Here is a 17,422-nt window from a genome sequence, read left to right as displayed (position 1 = left end):
AGACAAGGAACCTTCTGATGTCTGCAACGCTGCTGCGCCTCGCGACGGCCGGCTCCGTCGACGACGGCAAGTCCACGCTCGTCGGACGCCTGCTGCACGACACGAAGTCGGTGCTCTCCGACCAGCTCGCCGCCGTCGAGCGCGTCAGCCGCGACCGCGGCCTCACCGGCGCCGACCTCGCCCTGCTCACCGACGGCCTGCGCGCCGAGCGCGAGCAGGGCATCACCATCGACGTCGCCTACCGCTACTTCGCCACGGCCACCCGCTCCTTCGTGCTCGCCGACTGCCCCGGGCACGTGCAGTACACGCGCAACACGGTCACCGGCAGCTCGACGGCCGACGTCGTCGTGCTCCTCGTCGACGCCCGCAAGGGCGTGCTCGAGCAGACCCGCCGCCACCTCGCCGTCACGGCGCTGCTGCGGGTGCCGCACGTCGTCGTCGCGGTCAACAAGATCGACCTCGTCGACTTCTCGCAGGAGGCCTACGAGCGGGTCGAGGCCGAGGTGCAGGCCGTGGCGCGCGAGCTCGGCGTCGTCGACGCGACGACGATCCCCGTCAGCGCCCTCGACGGCGACAACGTCGCCGAGCGCTCGGCGCGCACGCCGTGGTACTCCGGTCCCAGCCTGCTCGAGCTGCTCGAGGGCCTGCCGCCGTCCGACGACCCGGCGAACGAGGCGTTCCGCCTCCCGGTCCAGCTCGTCATCCGCCCCCAGGGCGCGGCCCGCGACGCGGCGCACGTCGACTACCGGGGGTATGCCGGCCAGGTGGCCTCGGGCGTCGTGCGGGTGGGCGACGAGGTCGTCGCGCTCCCCTCGGGCCGGCGCACGACCGTGACCGGCATCGACCTCGGATCCCGTTCTCTCGACGAGGCGTTCGCTCCGCAGTCGGTGACGCTGCGGCTCGCCGACGAGATCGACATCTCGCGGGGCGACGTCATCGCCGCCGCGACGTCGGCCCCGGAGCCGACGCAGGACATCGCGGCCGTCGTCTGCTGGCTCGGCGACGCGCCGCTGCGCCCCGGGCAGCGCCTGCTGCTCAAGCACGGCTCGCGCACCGTGCAGACCGCGGTCCGCTCGCTCGACGGCGCCCTCGACCTCGACGGCCTGCACGCCGTCGCGGCAGAGTCGTTGGCGCTCAACGACATCGGGCTCGTCACCCTGCGACTCGCCTCGCCCCTGCCCGTCGAGAACTACTCGGCATCGCGGCGCGGCGGCTCGTTCCTGCTCATCGACGCGCACGACGGGCGCACCGTCGCCGCCGGCATGGTCGGGGCCACCCTCCCGACCGCCGCCGGTGCCCCGACCCGGCCCGAGGGGGACGAGGAGTGGGAGATCTGAGCCCCCGAGGCGCCCTGCCCGTCGTCCTCGACCTCACGGGGCGGCTCGTCGTCGCCGTCGGTGGCGGTCCCGTCTCCGCCCGCCGCGTGCACGGCTTCGTCGACGAGGGCGCGCGCGTGCGCGTCGTCGCCCCGTGGGTCTGCGAGGACCTCCGTGACCTCGTCCGCGCCGGGCGCGTCGAGTGGCTGGAGCGCGACTACGCCGGCCCGGCCGACCTCGACGGCGCCTGGCTCGTGCACACCGCCACCGGCGAGCGCAGCATCGACCGCGAGGTGGCCGACGACGCCGAGTCCCAGCGCACGTGGTGCATCGACGCCACCGACGCCGCCACCACGACCGCGAGCACGACCGCCCGCGCCGACGTCACGACGCCCGCCGGTCGGGTCACCGTCGCGACGTATGCCGCCGGCGACCCCGGGCTGTCCGTGGCGGTGCGTGACGGGGTGGAGCGCGCGCTCACGTCCGGCGCCCTCGACCTGCGTCGCACGCGTCCGGCCGCCGGCTGGGTGGCCCTCGTCGGGGGTGGTCCCGGCAGTGACGGCCTCCTCACGGCCCGGGGCCACGAGCTGCTCGCGTCCGCCGACGTCGTCGTCGTCGACCGGCTGGCGCCCCGGGCGGTCGTCGACCGGCTGCCCGCCTCGGTGCGCGTCATCGACGTCGGCAAGACGCCGGGGCACCACCCGGTGCCGCAGTCGCGGATCAACGACATCCTCGTCGAGGAGGCGCAGCGCGGGCTCGGCGTCGTCCGGCTCAAGGGCGGCGACCCCTACGTGCTCGGTCGTGGGGGCGAGGAGCGGCTGGCGTGCGAGGCGCACGGCATCGCGGTCGAGGTGGTGCCCGGTGTCACGAGCGCCGTCTCGGTGCCCGCGGCCGCCGGCATCCCCGTGACGCACCGCGGGGTGGCGCGCGGCTTCACCGTCGTGACCGGGCACGAGGACGTGCCGGCGCTGCCGACGGGCGGCGACCACACGCTCGTGCTCCTCATGGGCGTCACCGCGCTCGCCCGCACGACGCAGCTGCTCGTCGAGCACGGCCGCGCGCCCGACTGCCCGGTGGCCGTCGTGGAGCGGGGCTTCGCGCCCGACCAGCGCACGACGGTCGGCACGCTCGAGACCATCGCGGCCGTCGCGGCCGAGCGGGGGGTGCGGGCGCCGGCGGTCGTCGTCGTGGGCGACGTCGTGCGCCTCGGACCCGACTGGACCCGCGACTGACGCGCGACTGACCCGCACCTCGCTCGACGACGACTCGCGGCCGGAGGGCGGGTCGAGGGTTCAGGCCAGCGCCACGACCTGGGCCTCGACGACCTGCGCCAGCTCCGGCCAGCGCACCGCCTCCGCCCGGCCGCCGAGGGCGGCCACGACGACGGTGCGCCCGGCCGCGCACCACAGCGTCAGCGTGCGGCAGTGCTCACCGTCGAGCACGAACGGCTGCTCGGCCGCCTCGACGCGCGTCGTGCCGGCGACCTCGGGCGCCACCGCGGCGCGCAGCTCTCCGACGTCAGTGAGGCCCTTGCTGCGCGGCATGGTGCGGGGCAGCGCGCGCAGCTCGGCCAGCCCTGCGCGTGCGTCCTCGTCGGACGCGAACGGGATGACCTGCACGAACAGGTCGGCCCGGCCGACCTCCTGGTAGGCGCGCACGCTCGTCACCGACCGGGCCGCCCGGGCCCGCTCGACCGCCGCGCTCGTGCTGCCGCCCGCGCCGGTGCGGTACGTGCGTCCGCCGCGGGTGAGCCACGGGCCGCCGGGCACGTCACCGGCCGCGAGGCAGGCGTTGCGCGAGCCGATCGACCGGAGCTGCGCGAGCATGATGCGTCCGACGTTGGTCACGGGCTCACCCTAGGCCGCGCGCCCCCGGCATCAGCGCACCGCCGCGAGCACGCGATCGATGCGGGGCAGGGTGACCGGGTCGTCGGGGATCTCGCGGAACCAGGCCGCGAGGCGCTCGCGCTCGGTCGCGCTGCTCGCCCCGACCCAGCGCGAGCAGGCGAGCTGGCCGATGTGCGCCTGCTCGGCGACGAGCATCGTGAAGTGACCGCGCCGCAGCACCCGCCCGGGGCCGCCGGCGTCGACGTAGGCGGTGTTGAGGCGCCGGGCGCGCGCCGGGTCGTCGTCGCCGAACTCGAAGAGGACCATGGCGAGCTCCTGGCTGGGGTCCGCCGGTCCGAGGTTCTCGAAGTCGAGCACGCACACCCGGCCGTCGGTCGTGGCGAGCACGTTGTCGGCCCAGAGGTCGCGGTGGCACACGATGGGCGAGGCGTGCGGCTCGAGCACCGACTCGACGGCCACGAGGTCGTCGACGAGCGCGCCGAGCTCGCCGGCGAAGGGTGCGCCCTCGGCGGCCACCCGGGCGTGCAGCTCGCGCCAGCGCTCCTCGCCGAAGCCGGTGGAGAACCAGTTGTCGACCGGCTCGTCGCTCGGCGGACCCGCCCGGTGCAGCCCGGCGAGGGCACGCCCGACGGCCACGGGGTCGAGGTGGCGGCTCGGGGGCCGCAGGTCGACCCACTCGAAGACGCGCACGGCCGTGCCTTCGACGACCGTCGCGACGGCGCCGTCGGCCGTGCGCACGACGGTGGGCGTCAGCACGCCCTGCGCCCGGGCGGCGTCGCTGAGGTCGGCGTCGCGGGCGGCCGTCTCGGGGTCCGGCCGGGCGAACCACTCCTTGACGGCATGGCGGCCCGCCCCGGTCTCGAGGCGCCAGACCTGGCCGAGCTGGCCCCGGGCGGCGGGGCCGGTGAGGCGTGCGGGGCCGGGAAGCCCGTAGGCGCGCGCGACGGCCCCGGCTGCGTCGGCGGTGAGCACGCGCGACCCCGCGCCTCAGGCCGTCGCGCTCGCGGCAGCGCCCGACCGGGTGCCCCCTGACACGTCGCTCATGCCGTCAACGTACCCCGGCCGGCGCGGCGTGCGGGTCAGTCGCGGGCGGCCGCTCGCTGGTCGTCGTCGAAGGCGATGAGCTTCGCGGCCTGCTCCACGGAGGCGCCGCCCGCGACCGCCGAGCGCGTGCGGCCGACGTTGCGCGAGGTGGCGGCCATCGCGGCAGCCACCCGGCCCCGGCTGTAGGTCATCGAGTTGGCGGCGGAGACCCCGATGCTGGAGCCGACCTCGATGGCGTCCTGGTCGGCGCCCATGTAGAGGAACTGCCAGCCGTAGTCGGTGGTCTGGTGCTCGATCATCGCCTTGACCTGGGCGTGCGTCAGCTCGCGCGACGCGTTCTCGTGGCCGTCGGTCATGATCCCGACGATGACGACGCCGGGGCGCTGCTCCTCGGGCAGGGCGGCGAGGCGGGAGCCCGCCTCCCCGACGAGTCGCCCGATCGAGTCGAGCAGCGCGGTGCTGCCCCGCGGCTGCAGCTGCAGCGGCGGCACGTCCTCCACGGGCCGGTCCCGGTAGACCTCCTCGTAGCGGTCGTCGAACTGCGCGAGGGTGACGACGCAGCGGCCCGGCTGGCTGCGCTGCTCGGCCACGAAGGCGTCGAAGCCGCCCTCGGTGTGGCCCTTGATCGAGTGCATCGAGCCGCTGCGGTCGAGCAGGAAGTAGAGGTGGGTGAGGGTCGGGTCGGTCATGGCGTGCCTCCTGCGCTGGGTCGCCGGGCGCGGAAGCGCATCGGCGCGGGTGGGTCGGTCGGCGCCGGCGTCGCGCGGTGCCGTCCCTGCTCGAGGTCGTAGCGCGCGCGCTCGACCCCGCTCGCGGTCACGCGTCCGGCCTCGGTGCCGTAGGCGGCGAGCAGCCTCGTGCGCGCCAGGCGCGGCCCCACGGCGTTCTCGGAGAGCCCGGCGAGGGCGCCCGTCGTGCGGATGGTGCTGCCGTCGGCGACGAGCGCGGCCGCCATGGCCTCGTCGATCGCCGCGGTGAGGTGCTCCTGCGCACGGCGCAGCAGCGGCAGGGCCTCACGCGGCCGAGCCGGGTCCGAGGCGGCGAGCGCCGTCGCGGCCGCCTCGATCGAGGCCCGCACGGCCTCGACCGACGCGCCCGCGTGCGGACCGCTCAGGTCGTCGGGCACGGCGGTCGGGTCGGTCGGGTCGGTCGAGTCGGTCGGGTGCGGGCGAGTGTCGTCCTGCATCACTCCAGCGTGCCGCACCAACTGCGGCGGCGCAATACCTGCGCCGCGGTGCCGTCGTCCCGACGCACGAGTGCCCAGCACCCGACGGGGGCTGGGCACTCGGTGTGGCTCGGTGGGGACGTCGTCAGGCGAACGGGATGAAGGCGATCGGGCTCGTGGTCGGCTGGTCGGAGCCGCTGGGCCCGGGCTCGATGGTGACGCCGGCACCCTTGGCGTGGCTCGCGTCGCCGGCGAGCAGCACCACCTGGTCGCCGCCGCCCGGCATGAGCCCCGCCGAGGTCATGTGGCCGGTGGGGTCCTGCAGCCACATCTGCAGCACCTTGTCGCTGGGCGGGTTCGCGATGCCGGACGTGACGAGCACGGCCTGGTTGAGCGAGCCCGAACGGACGACCGTCGCGGTGCCGCCGCCGGGGAGCTGCTGCACCGTGCGCGTGGCGTCGGGAGCCGCGAGCACCTGGTCGGCGAGGGCCTTGGACGGCGAGGTGCTGACCTGGCGCCAGATCGTGAACCCGCTGACCGCGAGCACCGCGACGGTGGCCGCCGCGACGAGCACGCGCCACCCACGGGAGAAGCCGCGGGCGCTGCTGGCGCTGCGAGCCCGGCGGTGGTCGTCGAGGGGGGCGACGGTCGCGGGGCCGGCCGGACCCTGCGGTGCGCCCTCGGACGGTGAGGGCGTCCGGGTGCCGGGGATGCGTGCACTGGGCTCCGGCTGCGGCTCCGGCTTCGGGCCGGCGGGCAGCCCCGCCGGGATGCGGTCCACCTGCGTCCCGTCGGCCTCGTCGCCCGTGGCGGGCTCCGGCACCGACAGCGGGGGCAGCGGGCGGACGTTCGCGATGTCGGCGAGCACCTTGGCGCGCAGCGACGGCGGTGGTGCCACCTCCGTCAGCACCGACAGCTCCACGGCCGCGGCGACGAGGCTCTCGACCTCGGCGCGGCAGGCGGAGCAGCCGGTGAGGTGGCGCTCGAAGCGGGCCCGCTCGACGTCGTCGAGGGCGTCCACCGCGTACGCACCGGAGAGAGCGTGGATGTCCTCGCTCACAGTGTCACCCCCAGCGTGTCTCGTAGTCTGATCAATCCGTCACGGATACGTGTCTTGGCCGTTCCCAGAGGAAGGTCGAGCATCGTCGCCACCTCGGTGTGGGTGTAGCCGGAGAGGTAGGCCAGCTCGAGGGCCTGCCGTTGTGCCTGGGTCAACGTCGCCAGGGCCTGATGAACCCGCTCCGCATCCAGCCGTTCGACGACGGCCTCCGACGTGGAGTCATGGCTGACGTCCTGGTGGCTGGTGCCGTAACCGATGTCGCGGTTGCGGGCTGCCTCCGCCGACCGCACGCGGTCGACGGCCTTGCGGTGGGCGATCGTCAGCATCCACGACAACGCCCCGCCCTTGGCGGGGTCGAAGCGGGCGCTGTGCCGCCAGATCTCGAGGAAGACCTCCTGGGTGACCTCCTCGGACTGGGCCGGGTCGCGCACGACCCGCCGGACGAGTCCGAAGAGCCGGGCGGAGACGGCGTCGTAGAGCTCGGCGAAGGCCGACTCGTCACCGGTCGCAGACCGGTGGAGCAGCTGCTCGAGCGACGCAGGGCGGGTGGCGCCCTCCGGCGAGTCGTCGCCGGAGGGAACCACCGAGAACCGTGACATGCGGTCCATTGTGTCGCCCCTCGCCCTCTTGTGCGTCACCCAGGTGTGGATCGGTCGTGCTGAGTCGTGATCGGTCGGGGACCGATCAGGGCATCAGGACCCCGTCGATGATGTAGACGGTCGCGTTGGCGGTCGGGACGTTGCCACAGATGACCTTGGCGTCCATCTTGCCGACGGTGAAGTCCTCGCCCGAGCCCTTGACCGTGATGGTCGTGCCGGCGAGGGTCTTGTGGTCGCCCGCGAGCTGGTCCGGCGCGATCTTGCCGGCCACGACGTGGTTCGTGAGGATCTTCGTGAGGGTCGGCTTGTCGGCGAGGACCTTCTTGAGGTCGGCGGCCGGGATCTTGGCGAAGGCGTCGTTGACCGGCGCGAACACGGTGATCTCGGGAGCCGAGTTGAGGGTGTCGACGAGGCCGGCCGTCTTGACGGCGGTGACGAGCGTCGAGAGCAGCGGGTTGGCGCTCGCGGCGGTGGCGACGGGCTCGGTCGCCATGCCGTTGAACGAGCCGGCGCCGCTCTTCGGCACGGCCGCGCAGCCGGAGCCGAAGACGGCCGAGGCAGCGTCCATCGACTCGGACGAGGTCATCGTGTCGGACGGGGTGTCCATCGGGGCGGAGCTCGTCATCGAGTCGGACGACGTGGCGGCCGGGGTGTTGCCGGCGCCGGCGGACGTGTTGTCGCTCGAGCTGCCACAGGCGGCGAGGCTCAGGGGGAGGGCGATCGCGAGGGCGACGAGGCCGGTGCGGGTCTTCAGGGTCTTCATGTCAGTCACTCCTTGGGTGGCTGGGTGGTGCACGGTCATGTGGGATTCGGTGCCCATGGGGAACCGGATTGGCTTGTCGGAGAACTTTTTTCGGGCGACTTTCGGGGCAGGGCTCACTCGACGGTCACGACGACCTCCTGGATGCCGCTCGAGCCGCTCGGGAACGGCGTCGCGCGCTCGGTGAGCTGCGCGCGTCCCTCGTTGTCGAAGGCACGCACGGCGAGGCGGTGCAGGCCGGGCTTCGCGTCCCACGGCAGGTACCACTGCCGCCAGTAGTCGACGTTGACGGCAGGGCCGAGCTTCGTCTCCTGCCAGGGGCCGTCGTCGATCTTGACCTCGACCTTGCCGACGCCCCGGTGCTGTGCCCAGGCGACCCCACCGATGGCCATGGAGCCGGCCTTAACGGTCGAGAGCGGTGCCGGGGTGTCGATGCGGGCGCTCGTCTTGATGGGGGCGTCGGTCGCCCACTGGCGCTTGGTCCAGTAGGCCTGCTCGGCGGCATACGTCGTCAGGGTCAGCTTGGTCAGCCACTTCGTGGCACCGACGAAGCCGTAGAGGCCGGGCGTGATGAGGCGCGCCGGGAAGCCGTGGGTGTCGGTCAGCTGCGCCCCGTTCATGCCGACGGCGATCATCGCGTCGCGACCGTCGCGGACGACATCGAGCGGGGTGCTGATGGTGAAGCCGTCGACCGCGGTGCTGAGCAGCTGGTCGGGCGAGCCCTTGACGCCGGCACGGTCGAGCACGTCGGTCAGGCGCACGCCGAGCCAGCGGGCCGCGCCGACGTAGCCGCCGCCGACCTCGTTCGAGACGCACGTCATCGTGATGTCGCGCTCGATCATCGGCATCGCGAGCAGCTCCTGCAAGGTGATCGAGAAGGGCTTCTCGACCATGCCGTCGATCTCGAGGGTCCAGCTGTCGGCGTCGACCTGGGGCACGACGAGGTTGGTGTCGACGCGGTAGAACTTCGCGGTCGGGGTGCGCAGCGGCGAGATGCCGGGCACCGTGCCGGCCAGGTCGGTGGGCAGCGCCTTGGCGGCGTCCGCGGGCTTCGGCAGCACGATCTTCTTGAGCGACCGGGCGCCCGCACGCAGCTGGCCACCGGCGGCGGCGAGCACGGAGAGCGCGGTGACGCCGAGGGCGGCGCCGACGAAGCCGCGGCGGCTCGTACCGGTCGTCCGGGGGGCGCCGTCCGCGGTGTCCCCCTCGTCGGGGGCGTCGGCTCGGGCGTCGGACGGGTGGGTCGGCACGGCCACGCGCCGGACCAGCAGCACGAGCACGGCGACGCCGACCGCCATCGCGGCGAGCGCCGGCACGGCCTCGCGCACGCCGGCCGTGGGCCGGCTGAGGGCGGCAGCCCCGGCGAGCCCGGTCAGCAGCACGATGAAGCCGATGCCGAAGGCGAGCCGGCGGCGGGCGAGCAGCCCGGCCAGGGCGGACAGCGCGAGGGTCACGACGAGCACGGACCCCTGCAGGATGAGCTTGTCGTTGGTGCCGAAGTGCGCGATCGCCCACTCCTTGACCGGTGTCGGGGTGAGGTCGATGACCGTCGACCCGATGGCGAGCACCGGAGAGGAGGCGGGGTCGAGGAAGCCGGCGGTCAGGTGGCCGGCGGCGATGCCGGCCACGGCGGCGAGGATCCCGCTGAGGGCGTGTCGGAGGCGGATCATGTCCGGTGGTTCGTCGCCGCACCGCACTCCGGATGTGTGCGCGCTCGGGGGCAAGGCTCGACACGGCCCTTGCCAACGAGCCCCCCGTCGCCAACAGTGGTGCTGTGTCGCCGAGCCCCTGCCCCTCACCCCACCTGCCGGTGGCATGACGTCCGACGTCTCGACGCGCCCGACCGGTCGGCGAAGCCCTGCCCGAACCGGTGCGCCACCGCTGGGAGCCGGCGACCCGCGACGCCTCGACCGCACCCTCGCGGACACGGACGCGCTCCTCGGAGAGGTGTGCGACCGGCTCGTCGAGGACTGGACGGCCCGTTCGCCCGAGCCCGCCGACGTCATCACCCCCGACCTGCCCGAGCTGCTGCGCGACTGGCTGCTGCCCGCGACCGGCAAGCGGCTCCGGCCGGTCATGTGCCACTGGGGCTGGGTGGCCGCGCGCGGCCCCGAGCGCAGCGGGCGCGCCGGCCGTGACGAGCTCGTCGCGCTCTGCGCCGCACTCGAGCTCGTGCACCTCTTCGCGCTCGTGCACGACGACGTCATGGACAGGTCGGACTCGCGGCGCGGCCGCCCGACGACCCACGTCGAGGCGGCCCGCGCGCACGTGCGGGCCGATGCGCTCGGCGACCCGGAGCTCTTCGGCGACAGCGTCGCCATCCTCTACGGCGACCTCGCGCTCACCGAGGCGTGGCACCTCGCCGCCTCGTGCAGCCCGCCCCTGCGCCGCGCCTGGGCCGACATGCTGCGCGAGCTCGTGCAGGGCCAGCTGCTCGACGTGACCGGCGCCGCGGCCCGCCGCCGAGACCTCGAACGCGCCCGCCTCGTGGCGATGCTCAAGTCGGGCGCCTACACCGTGCAGCGACCGCTGCGCCTCGGCGCGCTCGCCGCCGGCGCCGACGACGGCGCCACCACCGCCGCGTCGCCCGAGCCCGCGCCGCCGGGCGCGCTCGAGGCCCTCGACGACTACGGCCGCCACGTCGGCGAGGCCTTCGCCCTGCGCGACGACATCCTCGGCATCTGGGGCGACCCCGCGCGCACCGGCAAGCCCGTCGGGGACGACCTGCTCTCCGGCAAGCCGACGGTGCTGCTCGCCGAGGCGCAGCGCGCCCTGCCCGCCGACCTCGTCGCGCGCCACCTCGGCCCGCACGCCACCGTGACGCCCGACGCCGTGCCCCTGCTCCAGGAGGCGATGCGCGAGGCCGGGGTGCTCGAGCGCACCGAGCGGCGCATCGCGGCGGAGGTCGACCTCGCCTGCGCGGCGCTCGCGCGCGCCGACCTCGACCCGGGAGCCGTCGACGAGCTCGTCGCGCTCGCGCGGGCGATCGGCTGGCGCGACTCATGAGCGTCGTCGTCATCGGGGCGGGCCTGTCGGGCCTCGCGGCCGCGTGCCACCTCGTCGGCCGGGGTCACGACGTCACCCTCGTCGAGCGCCACGACGCCCCGGGCGGGCGGGGCCTGCGCCTGCGCCGCGACGGCTTCACCTTCGACACCGGCCCGACCGTCATGACGATGCCCGACCTCGTCGGCGAGGCGCTCTCCGCTGCGGGCACCTCGCTCCACGACGCCCTGCCGATGCGCCTGCTCGACCCCGCCTACCGCGCGCGCTTCGACGACGGCAGCCAGATCATGGTGCGCCACGGCGTCGAGGCCATGCGCCAGGAGATCGCCGACACGTGCGGCAGCGTCGACGCCGCGGCCTTCGTCGACTTCGTCGACTGGCTGCGCCGCCTCTACCGCGTCGAGATGCCGCACTTCATCGACGCCAACTTCGACAGCCCGCTCGACCTCGCGCGCTCGCCGCGCGCGGCCGCCCGGCTCGTGCGCCTCGGCGGCTTCCGCCGTCTCGGGCCGGTCATCCGCGAGTGGTTCCGCGACGAGCGCCTGCACCGCCTCTTCTCCTTCCAGGCCCTGTATGCCGGCCTGTCGCCCGAGAGCGCGCTCGCCCTCTACGCGGTCATCACCTACATGGACAGCATCGAGGGCGTGTGGTGGCCCGAGGGCGGCATGGACGCCGTGCCGGCCGCGCTCGCGACCGCGGCCGCCAAGGCGGGCGCGGACCTGCGGTTCGGCGAGACGGTGACCCGGCTCGTGCTCGACCGGCGCGGGGCCGTGGCCGGCGTCGAGCTCGAGTCCGGTGAGCGGCTGCGGGCCGACGCCGTCGTCTGCACGCTCGACCTGCCCACGGCGTACGAGCACCTCCTGCCGCAGCTCACGTCCCCGCGCGTCGTGCGCTCCGGCACGTACTCGCCCTCGGCCGTGGTCTGGCACGTCGGTGCGACCGGGACTCCCGAGCCGGGCACGAGCCACCACAACATCCACTTCGGGTCCGACTGGGACGGCGCCTTCCGCGCGCTCATCGACGACCGGCGGCTCATGCCCGACCCCTCGCGGCTCGTCACGGTGCCGACCCTGAGCGACCCGACGCTCGCGCCCGCGGGCAGCTCGGTGCTCTACGTGCTCGAGCCCGTGCCCAACCTCGACGGCCGCGTCGACTGGGAGCGGGAGCGGGGCCCGATGCGCGAGCGGCTGCACGCCTTCCTCGGGGCGAACGGCTACCCGACCGACGTCGTGGCCGAGGAGCTCGTGACACCGCTCGAGTGGGAGCGCCTCGGCATGCACCGGGGCACGCCCTTCGCCCTCGCCCACACCTTCCGCCAGACGGGCCCGTTCCGCCCCGGCAACCTCGACCGCCGCGTGCCCGGCCTCGTCTTCGCCGGCTCGGGCACCGTGCCGGGGGTCGGGGTGCCGATGGTGCTCGTCAGCGGCAAGCTCGCGGCCGACCGGGTCGACGCCTACCTCCCCGGGCGTGCTGGCGCGCCGGGCTCAGCGGGCGCGGCGCGCGGGGGTCGGCGGTGACGACCGCCGCGGGCGCCGACGCGCTGCTCGGCGAGGGCTACCGGCGCTGCGCGCGCATCACCCGCGAGCACGGCACCACGTACTACTGGGGCACGCTCCTGCTGCCGCCCGAGCGCCGCCGGCACGTGTATGCCGTCTACGCCCTCTGCCGCCTCGCCGACGACATCGTCGACGCCGCCGGCGCCACCACCGCGGACCGGGCGGCCGCGACGGCGCACCGGCTCCGCGGACTGCAGGACGACTTCGGCGAGGTCGTGGCCGGTGCCCCGACGACCGACCCGGTGCTCGCCGCGATCGGCCACAGCGTGCGTGAGTGCGCGATCCCCGACGAGTGCTTCGATCGCTTCTTCGGAGCCATGGCGCTCGACCTCACCCAGTCGACCTACGAGACGTGGGACGACCTGCTGGCCTACATGGACGGCTCGGCGGCCGTCATCGGCGAGATGATGCTGCCCGTCCTGCGGCCGCGCGCGGCAGGGGCGATCGCCCCGGCCCGCTCCCTCGGGCTCGCCTTCCAGCTGACCAACTTCCTGCGCGACGTCGGCGAGGACCTCGACCGGGGTCGGGTCTACGTGCCGCAGGAGGACCTGCGCCGCTTCGGCGCCGACCCGCACGCGCGCACCGTGACCCCGCAGTGGCGCGAGCTGATGCGCTTCGAGCTCGAGCGCAACCGCGCGCTCTACGACGAGGCGGACGCCGGCATACCGCTGCTGCCGGGGGCCTCGGCGCGGTGCGTCGGGGCGGCGCGCACGCTCTACTCGCGCATCCTCGAACGCATCGAGGCCCGCGACTACGACGTGTGGAGCGGCCGGGCGCGGGTGCCGACGTGGCGCAAGGCGGCGCTGTCGGCCCGGGTGCTCGTGCTCGGTCCCGGCCGTCCCGGCGAGGTGACCGCATGACGTACCTGCACTCCGGCGCGCAGCCGCCGCGCCGCCGCAGCCCCAACCCGCTGCGCCGGCTGCCCGAGGTGCCCCGCGACCGGCTCGCCGGCACGTGGCGCGAGGCGCGGCCGGGCCGCATCCGGCGGTCGTTCGACGACGCGCAGGGGCGCGACCCCGGCGGCTGGCACGTCGTGGGCGCCTCGACCGACGTCGGCGCGGACCGCTCGGTCGTGCGCACCGTCGGCGGTCGGGAGGTCGTGCTGTGGCGCGGCGCCGACGGCGACCTGCTCGCGGGGCCGGGCACGTGCCCGCACCTCGGCGCGCTGCTCGACGACTGCGAGGTCATGCACGGCGCGGTGTTCTGCCGCTGGCACGGGCTCGCGCTCGAGCCGGGCGCGCGCCGCGACTGGCTCACCTTCCCCGCCCTCGACGACGGCGTGCTGCTGTGGGTGCGGCTGCCCACCGAGGGGGAGGAGCCCACCGACGCGCCCGCGCTGCCGGTGCGGCCGCCGGGTGCGGCGTCGTTCGCGACCGTCGTGACGCTGCGCGGCACGTGCGAGCCGAGCGACGTCGTCGCGAACCGCCTCGACCCCTGGCACGGCACGTGGTACCACCCCTACGCCTTCAGCCACCTCACCGTCGACGACGCCGCGTCCACCGTCGACCGGCTCGTCGTCGACGTCGCCTTCCGGGTGACGCGCAGGTATGCCGTGCCGGTGCGGGCCGCGTTCAGCTGCCCCGACGCGCGCACCATCGTCATGACGATCGTCGAGGGCGAGGGCACCGGCAGCGTCGTCGAGACGCACGCGACGCTCGTCGGCCACGACCGGCACGGCCGGCCGACGACCGTCGTCACCGAGGCGACGATCGCGCACTCGGACCGGCGCGGCTTCGCGGTCGCGCGCGCCCTCTCGCCGCTGCTGCGGCCGGCGGTCGCGTCGACGGCCCGCCGGCTCTGGGTCGACGACCTCGCCTACGCCGAGCGGCGCTGGCTGCTGCGCGACCGCGGCGAGACCGTGGGCTACTGACGCACCGCGGCACCGGCGCCGGCACCGAGCAGGCCGCGCAGGGCGTGGGCGACGGCGCGTCCGCGGCCCTGCAGCGGCACGGTCCAGAGGTCGTGGCCCGGCAGCCCCCGGCGTGCGAGCAAGGCGTCGGCGGCCTGCCAGCCGGTGGTCGCGGCGCGCTCCATGAGGGCGACGGGCAGCGCGCAGCGGATGCCGTCGCCGGCGAGCACGACGCGGGGGTCGGGGGTCGTGACGCCCGGGCGCCCGGCCCACGGGTCGGTGCCCGCGAGCGGGCAGTCCTGCGAGAGCAGCCACTCCTCGTGGAGCACGCCGGCGCCGGCCAGCTCGGGGTGCAGGGCGTAAAGCTGGTGGCGCAGCTCGTCGCGGAGCGAGCGCTCGTCGGTGCCGGGGGTGACGGCATACGCGTGCAGCTCGACGACGCAGCCGCCCGAGGACCGCGACCACGCGGCGGCGCCGGCCTCCATCCGGTCGACGAACGTGACGTTGTCGAGCGGGCCGTAGCCGCTCGTGCCGAGGAAGAGCGGACTGTCCTCCGCGGCAGGGCGGTCCAGCCAGAGGCGCCAGACCGCGAAGGGTGGGGCGGTGCGCTGGGCGGCGACCGACGCGCGCCACGCGGGGTCGCCGAGCCAGGATGCGTCGGCGACGAGGCGCTGGAGGGTCGCGCGGTCGGTGGCGAGCACGACGTCGTCGACGGTGAGCGTGCTGCCGTCGTCGAGCCCGGCCCGGATGCCGTCCGGCGTGCCCTCGAGCCCCGTCACCGACGTGCCGGTGCGCAGCTCGACGCCGAGCCGGCCGAGGTGGGCGGCGAGCGGGCGCCAGAGCGCCGTGTCGTAGTCGTCGTCGGGCACGTCGAAGAGCAGCCCCTCGGCGGAGCCGGTGAAGTAGGTGTGGAACATCGCGACGAGCTCGGCGCCGGAGAAGTCGCGCGGGTCGGCGAAGAAGCTGCGGGCGAAGACCTCGAGCGCGAGGTGGCGCGCCTGCTCGGGGAAGCGCAGCCGGTCGAGCACCTCGGCGGCGCTCACGCCGTCGAGCTCCGACCAGATGTCGGGGAAGCGCACGTCGAGCAGGCCGAGCGCCGCGCCGACGTCGACCCGCCGCAGCGCCGAGAGCGGGAAGCTCGGGCTGCGCGCGACGAAGGCGGCGATCGAGAGCGGCGGGGTACGCGGGATGCCGGCGAACGAGTCGGTCGGGCCTGCGGCGAGGGTGAGCGGGTAGTCGGGCACCGGAACCAGCCGTTCGAGCCCGGGGTCGGCGCGCCGGAGCAGCGCCCGGAGGTTGTAGTACTGGCGGAAGAAGGCGTGGAAGCCGCGGCTCATCGTCACGCCGGTCGGGCCGGCCGGGTCGGTGGCGTCGCTGGGGTGGGCCGATTCGGTGGGCGCGACCGGCCACGAGCGCACGCGCCCGCCGAGGGTCGCCTCGCGCTCGACGAGCACGACGTCGACGCCGCGCTCGGCGAGGCCGGTGGCCGCGGTGAGGCCCGCGATGCCGCCGCCGACGACGAGCACCCGGCCGGACGCGCCGGGGTGGGTCCCGGGTGCGGGGGCCGGGGTGGCGGGGTGGCGCACGGCGCGGGGGTCGAGCCCCGGCCGCCACGTCACGGCGCGCGCCCCACGACCCGGTGCACCTGGCCGCGCTGCCAGCCGCCTACCGGCACGGTGCGCACCTGCTCGAAGCCGGCCCGACGCAGGCGCTGCTCGAGCTCGGCGGTGGAGTCCATCCGCAGCACGCTGCGCCAGAGGTAGCGGTAGAGGCCGGTGCGGCGGGAGGTGACCCAGCCGAGCGGGATGATGACGCCCCAGCAGACGAGGGTCCACAAGAGTGTGGAGACCGGCCGGCCCCGCACCGAGTAGTCGTGCACGACGAGCACCCCGCCGGGGCGCAGCTCCTCGCGGATCGAGCGCAGCACGGCGTCGCGGTCCGGCACGTTGCGCACGAGGTAGGCCGCGAGCACGCCGTCGAGCCCGCCGGCGCGCCGCGCGGGCCCGAGCTCCGGCTGGTCGGCGAGCGCCTCGGCCCGCCCCTGCGCGAACGAGACGCCGTCGGGCCAGCGCTTGGTGCGGGCGCTCGCGAGCATGCCCGCCGAGCCGTCGACGCCCAGCACGACGGGACGCGCCGCCCCGTGGTCGTCTTCGGCGAGGGCGGCCCGCACGAGCGCGGCCGTCGACGCGCCGGAGCCGCAGCCGAGATCGAGGTAGCGCCGGGGCTGCTCAGGCTCGGCGGGGTCGGCGGGCTCGGTGGGGTCGGCGGGTTCGGTGCCGGCGGTCGACGCCCGGACGGCGTCGACGAGCAGCGTCGCCGAGGAGCGCAGCTGGCGGTGGTAGCCGGGACTCAGCCCGACCATGAGGTCGTAGCGGTCCGCGACGTCGTCGAAGGCCTCGGGCACGGCCTCCCGGGCCGGCTGCGTGTCGGTCACGGGTGCTCCTGGGGCAGGGGGTCGGGGCGGTCCGCGTCGTCGCGGCCCGCCTGGTGCGCCTCGCGGCGCCGGCGTGCGCGCTCGAAGAGGATGATGACGCTCGCCACCATGGCGAAGCCGAAGAGGTAGTCCTCGATCGGCACGTCCCACGGCCAGCGCACGCCGAGGAAGTGCTCGGGGGCGTAGAGCACGATCGGCGCGGAGAGCTTGGTCAGCCATCCGTCGACGAGCACCTGGAAGGCGAAGACGATGGCCATGCTGAGCCAGAACTGCAGGGTGCGGAAGAGCCCCGTGCGCGACCACCGCTCGAGCCCGACGGTGGCGAGCACGGCCAGCACCGCGAGCACGGTGTACTCAGGCATCGCCGACCCGCTCGCGTGACGCAGCGCCGCCGGCGTCGGCGCCGGTGACGTCGGTCCGGTGGCGCAGGCGGCGCACCCGGGCCAGCACCTGGCCGACCGCCCCGTAGGTGAGCAGCCCGCAGATCGGCACGACGACGAAGAAGACGAGCTCCTCGACCGGCATCGAGCCCGGCAGCTGCAGGCCGGTGACGTAGGCCGGGTTGTAGCCCCAGTGCCCACGGTGGATGCCGAGCAGGTCCCACGCCGAGAAGAGCACGACGACGGGCAGCAGGGCCGTCAGCAGCAGCCCGGGGCGGCGGTAGACGCGGGCACCGAGCACGAGCTCGAGCGGCAGCGTGACGGCGAGGCAGGCCAGCATGAGGAGCAGGTACTGGAAACGATCCACCGCGTTGGTCCTCCGCTGGTCACCGGGGCCGGGCCTGTCGCC

At 75.2% G+C, this 17,422-nt stretch carries 18 protein-coding genes; 6 read left to right on the top strand and 12 right to left on the bottom strand.

Features of this window, described 5'->3' with window-relative positions; translation table 11 throughout:
* The first annotated feature begins 17 nt into the window (after positions 1 to 17).
* Together ABT295_RS14690 and cobA are read left to right on the top strand one after the other, a co-directional pair.
* Positions 18 to 1,337, top strand: a complete 1,320-nt coding sequence (locus ABT295_RS14690) for a sulfate adenylyltransferase subunit 1 (protein WP_352395148.1) — start codon at positions 18 to 20, stop codon at positions 1,335 to 1,337.
* Positions 1,325 to 2,548 carry a uroporphyrinogen-III C-methyltransferase gene (gene cobA / locus ABT295_RS14685; protein ID WP_352395147.1) on the top strand — a complete coding sequence of 408 codons (1,224 nt, stop codon included), beginning with the start codon at positions 1,325 to 1,327 and terminating at the stop codon, positions 2,546 to 2,548. Before ABT295_RS14690 ends, cobA begins: the two co-directional genes overlap by 13 nt.
* A 60-nt stretch (positions 2,549 to 2,608) precedes the next feature.
* Here cobA and ABT295_RS14680 read toward each other — a convergent pair whose 3' ends face one another.
* The 8 genes from ABT295_RS14680 to ABT295_RS14645 form a co-directional block, all read right to left on the bottom strand.
* On the bottom strand, positions 2,609 to 3,163 hold the full coding sequence (locus ABT295_RS14680) for a hypothetical protein (protein ID WP_352395146.1): 555 nt from the start codon (positions 3,161 to 3,163) through the stop codon (positions 2,609 to 2,611).
* 30 nt (positions 3,164 to 3,193) lie between these two features.
* Entirely contained in the window at positions 3,194 to 4,135 is a 942-nt protein-coding gene (locus tag ABT295_RS14675; RefSeq protein WP_352395145.1) for a phosphotransferase enzyme family protein, read from the bottom strand.
* A gap of 107 nt (positions 4,136 to 4,242) precedes the next feature.
* Positions 4,243 to 4,896 carry a vWA domain-containing protein gene (locus ABT295_RS14670; RefSeq protein ID WP_352395144.1) on the bottom strand — a complete coding sequence of 218 codons (654 nt, stop codon included), beginning with the start codon at positions 4,894 to 4,896 and terminating at the stop codon, positions 4,243 to 4,245.
* On the bottom strand, positions 4,893 to 5,393 hold the full coding sequence (locus ABT295_RS14665; RefSeq protein WP_352395143.1) for a hypothetical protein: 501 nt from the start codon (positions 5,391 to 5,393) through the stop codon (positions 4,893 to 4,895). Before ABT295_RS14665 ends, ABT295_RS14670 begins: the two co-directional genes overlap by 4 nt.
* A gap of 124 nt (positions 5,394 to 5,517) precedes the next feature.
* Positions 5,518 to 6,432 carry an anti-sigma factor domain-containing protein gene (locus tag ABT295_RS14660; RefSeq protein WP_352395142.1) on the bottom strand — a complete coding sequence of 305 codons (915 nt, stop codon included), beginning with the start codon at positions 6,430 to 6,432 and terminating at the stop codon, positions 5,518 to 5,520.
* Positions 6,429 to 7,031: an ECF RNA polymerase sigma factor SigK gene (gene sigK / locus ABT295_RS14655; RefSeq protein WP_352395141.1), complete on the bottom strand. Its 603-nt coding sequence runs from the start codon at positions 7,029 to 7,031 to the stop codon at positions 6,429 to 6,431. Before sigK ends, ABT295_RS14660 begins: the two co-directional genes overlap by 4 nt.
* An 85-nt stretch (positions 7,032 to 7,116) precedes the next feature.
* Complete coding sequence (locus ABT295_RS14650; RefSeq protein WP_352395140.1) at positions 7,117 to 7,794, bottom strand: fasciclin domain-containing protein; 678 nt, start codon at positions 7,792 to 7,794, stop codon at positions 7,117 to 7,119.
* 113 nt (positions 7,795 to 7,907) lie between these two features.
* A complete protein-coding gene (locus tag ABT295_RS14645) occupies positions 7,908 to 9,461 on the bottom strand; it encodes a molybdopterin-dependent oxidoreductase (RefSeq protein WP_352395139.1) in 1,554 nt (517 codons plus the stop codon).
* 145 nt (positions 9,462 to 9,606) lie between these two features.
* Between ABT295_RS14645 and ABT295_RS14640 the strand changes: the two genes are divergently transcribed.
* Genes ABT295_RS14640 through ABT295_RS14625 form a run of 4 tightly spaced genes read left to right on the top strand, consistent with a single transcriptional unit; the run spans position 9,607 to position 14,220 of the window.
* The gene (locus ABT295_RS14640) at positions 9,607 to 10,797 is read left to right on the top strand and encodes a polyprenyl synthetase family protein (RefSeq protein ID WP_352395138.1); all 1,191 of its coding nucleotides are present in this window, start codon (positions 9,607 to 9,609) and stop codon (positions 10,795 to 10,797) included.
* Positions 10,794 to 12,311, top strand: coding sequence for a phytoene desaturase family protein (gene crtI / locus ABT295_RS14635; RefSeq protein ID WP_352395137.1), 1,518 nt, complete (start codon positions 10,794 to 10,796; stop codon positions 12,309 to 12,311). Before ABT295_RS14640 ends, crtI begins: the two co-directional genes overlap by 4 nt.
* A complete protein-coding gene (locus tag ABT295_RS14630; RefSeq protein ID WP_352395136.1) occupies positions 12,308 to 13,210 on the top strand; it encodes a phytoene/squalene synthase family protein in 903 nt (300 codons plus the stop codon). Before crtI ends, ABT295_RS14630 begins: the two co-directional genes overlap by 4 nt.
* On the top strand, positions 13,207 to 14,220 hold the full coding sequence (locus tag ABT295_RS14625) for a Rieske (2Fe-2S) protein (RefSeq protein ID WP_352395135.1): 1,014 nt from the start codon (positions 13,207 to 13,209) through the stop codon (positions 14,218 to 14,220). The genes ABT295_RS14630 and ABT295_RS14625 overlap by 4 nt, the downstream gene beginning before the upstream one ends.
* On the opposite strand, the gene ABT295_RS14620 is transcribed toward ABT295_RS14625, so the two are convergent.
* The 4 genes from ABT295_RS14620 to ABT295_RS14605 are packed head-to-tail and all read right to left on the bottom strand — an operon-like array spanning position 14,214 to position 17,380.
* Entirely contained in the window at positions 14,214 to 15,818 is a 1,605-nt protein-coding gene (locus tag ABT295_RS14620) for an FAD-dependent oxidoreductase (RefSeq protein WP_352395134.1), read from the bottom strand. The two genes, ABT295_RS14625 and ABT295_RS14620, sit on opposite strands and share 7 nt — an antisense overlap.
* The gene (locus ABT295_RS14615) at positions 15,815 to 16,633 is read right to left on the bottom strand and encodes a class I SAM-dependent methyltransferase (RefSeq protein ID WP_352395133.1); all 819 of its coding nucleotides are present in this window, start codon (positions 16,631 to 16,633) and stop codon (positions 15,815 to 15,817) included. Before ABT295_RS14615 ends, ABT295_RS14620 begins: the two co-directional genes overlap by 4 nt.
* Complete coding sequence (locus tag ABT295_RS14610) at positions 16,630 to 16,995, bottom strand: lycopene cyclase domain-containing protein (protein WP_352395132.1); 366 nt, start codon at positions 16,993 to 16,995, stop codon at positions 16,630 to 16,632. The genes ABT295_RS14615 and ABT295_RS14610 overlap by 4 nt, the downstream gene beginning before the upstream one ends.
* Complete coding sequence (locus ABT295_RS14605; protein ID WP_352395131.1) at positions 16,988 to 17,380, bottom strand: lycopene cyclase domain-containing protein; 393 nt, start codon at positions 17,378 to 17,380, stop codon at positions 16,988 to 16,990. Before ABT295_RS14605 ends, ABT295_RS14610 begins: the two co-directional genes overlap by 8 nt.
* Positions 17,381 to 17,422 lie beyond the last annotated feature (42 nt).

The sequence above is a fragment of the Terrabacter sp. NPDC000476 genome (assembly GCF_040300125.1).
Classification (GTDB): Bacteria; Actinomycetota; Actinomycetes; order Actinomycetales; family Dermatophilaceae; genus Terrabacter.
This window is presented reverse-complemented; position numbering and strand designations above follow the sequence as displayed.

What these genes read in the sequence shown, in the direction of transcription:
- crtI (WP_352395137.1), top strand. Translation starts at nt 10,794, where the DNA reads ATGAGCGTCGTCGTCATCGGGGCGGGCCTGTCGGGCCTCGCGGCCGCG.
- sigK (WP_352395141.1), bottom strand. Translation starts at nt 7,031, where the DNA reads ATGTCACGGTTCTCGGTGGTTCCCTCCGGCGACGACTCGCCGGAGGGC.
- ABT295_RS14650 (WP_352395140.1), bottom strand. Translation starts at nt 7,794, where the DNA reads ATGAAGACCCTGAAGACCCGCACCGGCCTCGTCGCCCTCGCGATCGCC.
- ABT295_RS14645 (WP_352395139.1), bottom strand. Translation starts at nt 9,461, where the DNA reads ATGATCCGCCTCCGACACGCCCTCAGCGGGATCCTCGCCGCCGTGGCC.
- ABT295_RS14665 (WP_352395143.1), bottom strand. Translation starts at nt 5,393, where the DNA reads ATGCAGGACGACACTCGCCCGCACCCGACCGACTCGACCGACCCGACC.
- ABT295_RS14670 (WP_352395144.1), bottom strand. Translation starts at nt 4,896, where the DNA reads ATGACCGACCCGACCCTCACCCACCTCTACTTCCTGCTCGACCGCAGC.
- ABT295_RS14640 (WP_352395138.1), top strand. Translation starts at nt 9,607, where the DNA reads ATGACGTCCGACGTCTCGACGCGCCCGACCGGTCGGCGAAGCCCTGCC.
- ABT295_RS14625 (WP_352395135.1), top strand. Translation starts at nt 13,207, where the DNA reads ATGACGTACCTGCACTCCGGCGCGCAGCCGCCGCGCCGCCGCAGCCCC.
- ABT295_RS14610 (WP_352395132.1), bottom strand. Translation starts at nt 16,995, where the DNA reads ATGCCTGAGTACACCGTGCTCGCGGTGCTGGCCGTGCTCGCCACCGTC.
- ABT295_RS14690 (WP_352395148.1), top strand. Translation starts at nt 18, where the DNA reads ATGTCTGCAACGCTGCTGCGCCTCGCGACGGCCGGCTCCGTCGACGAC.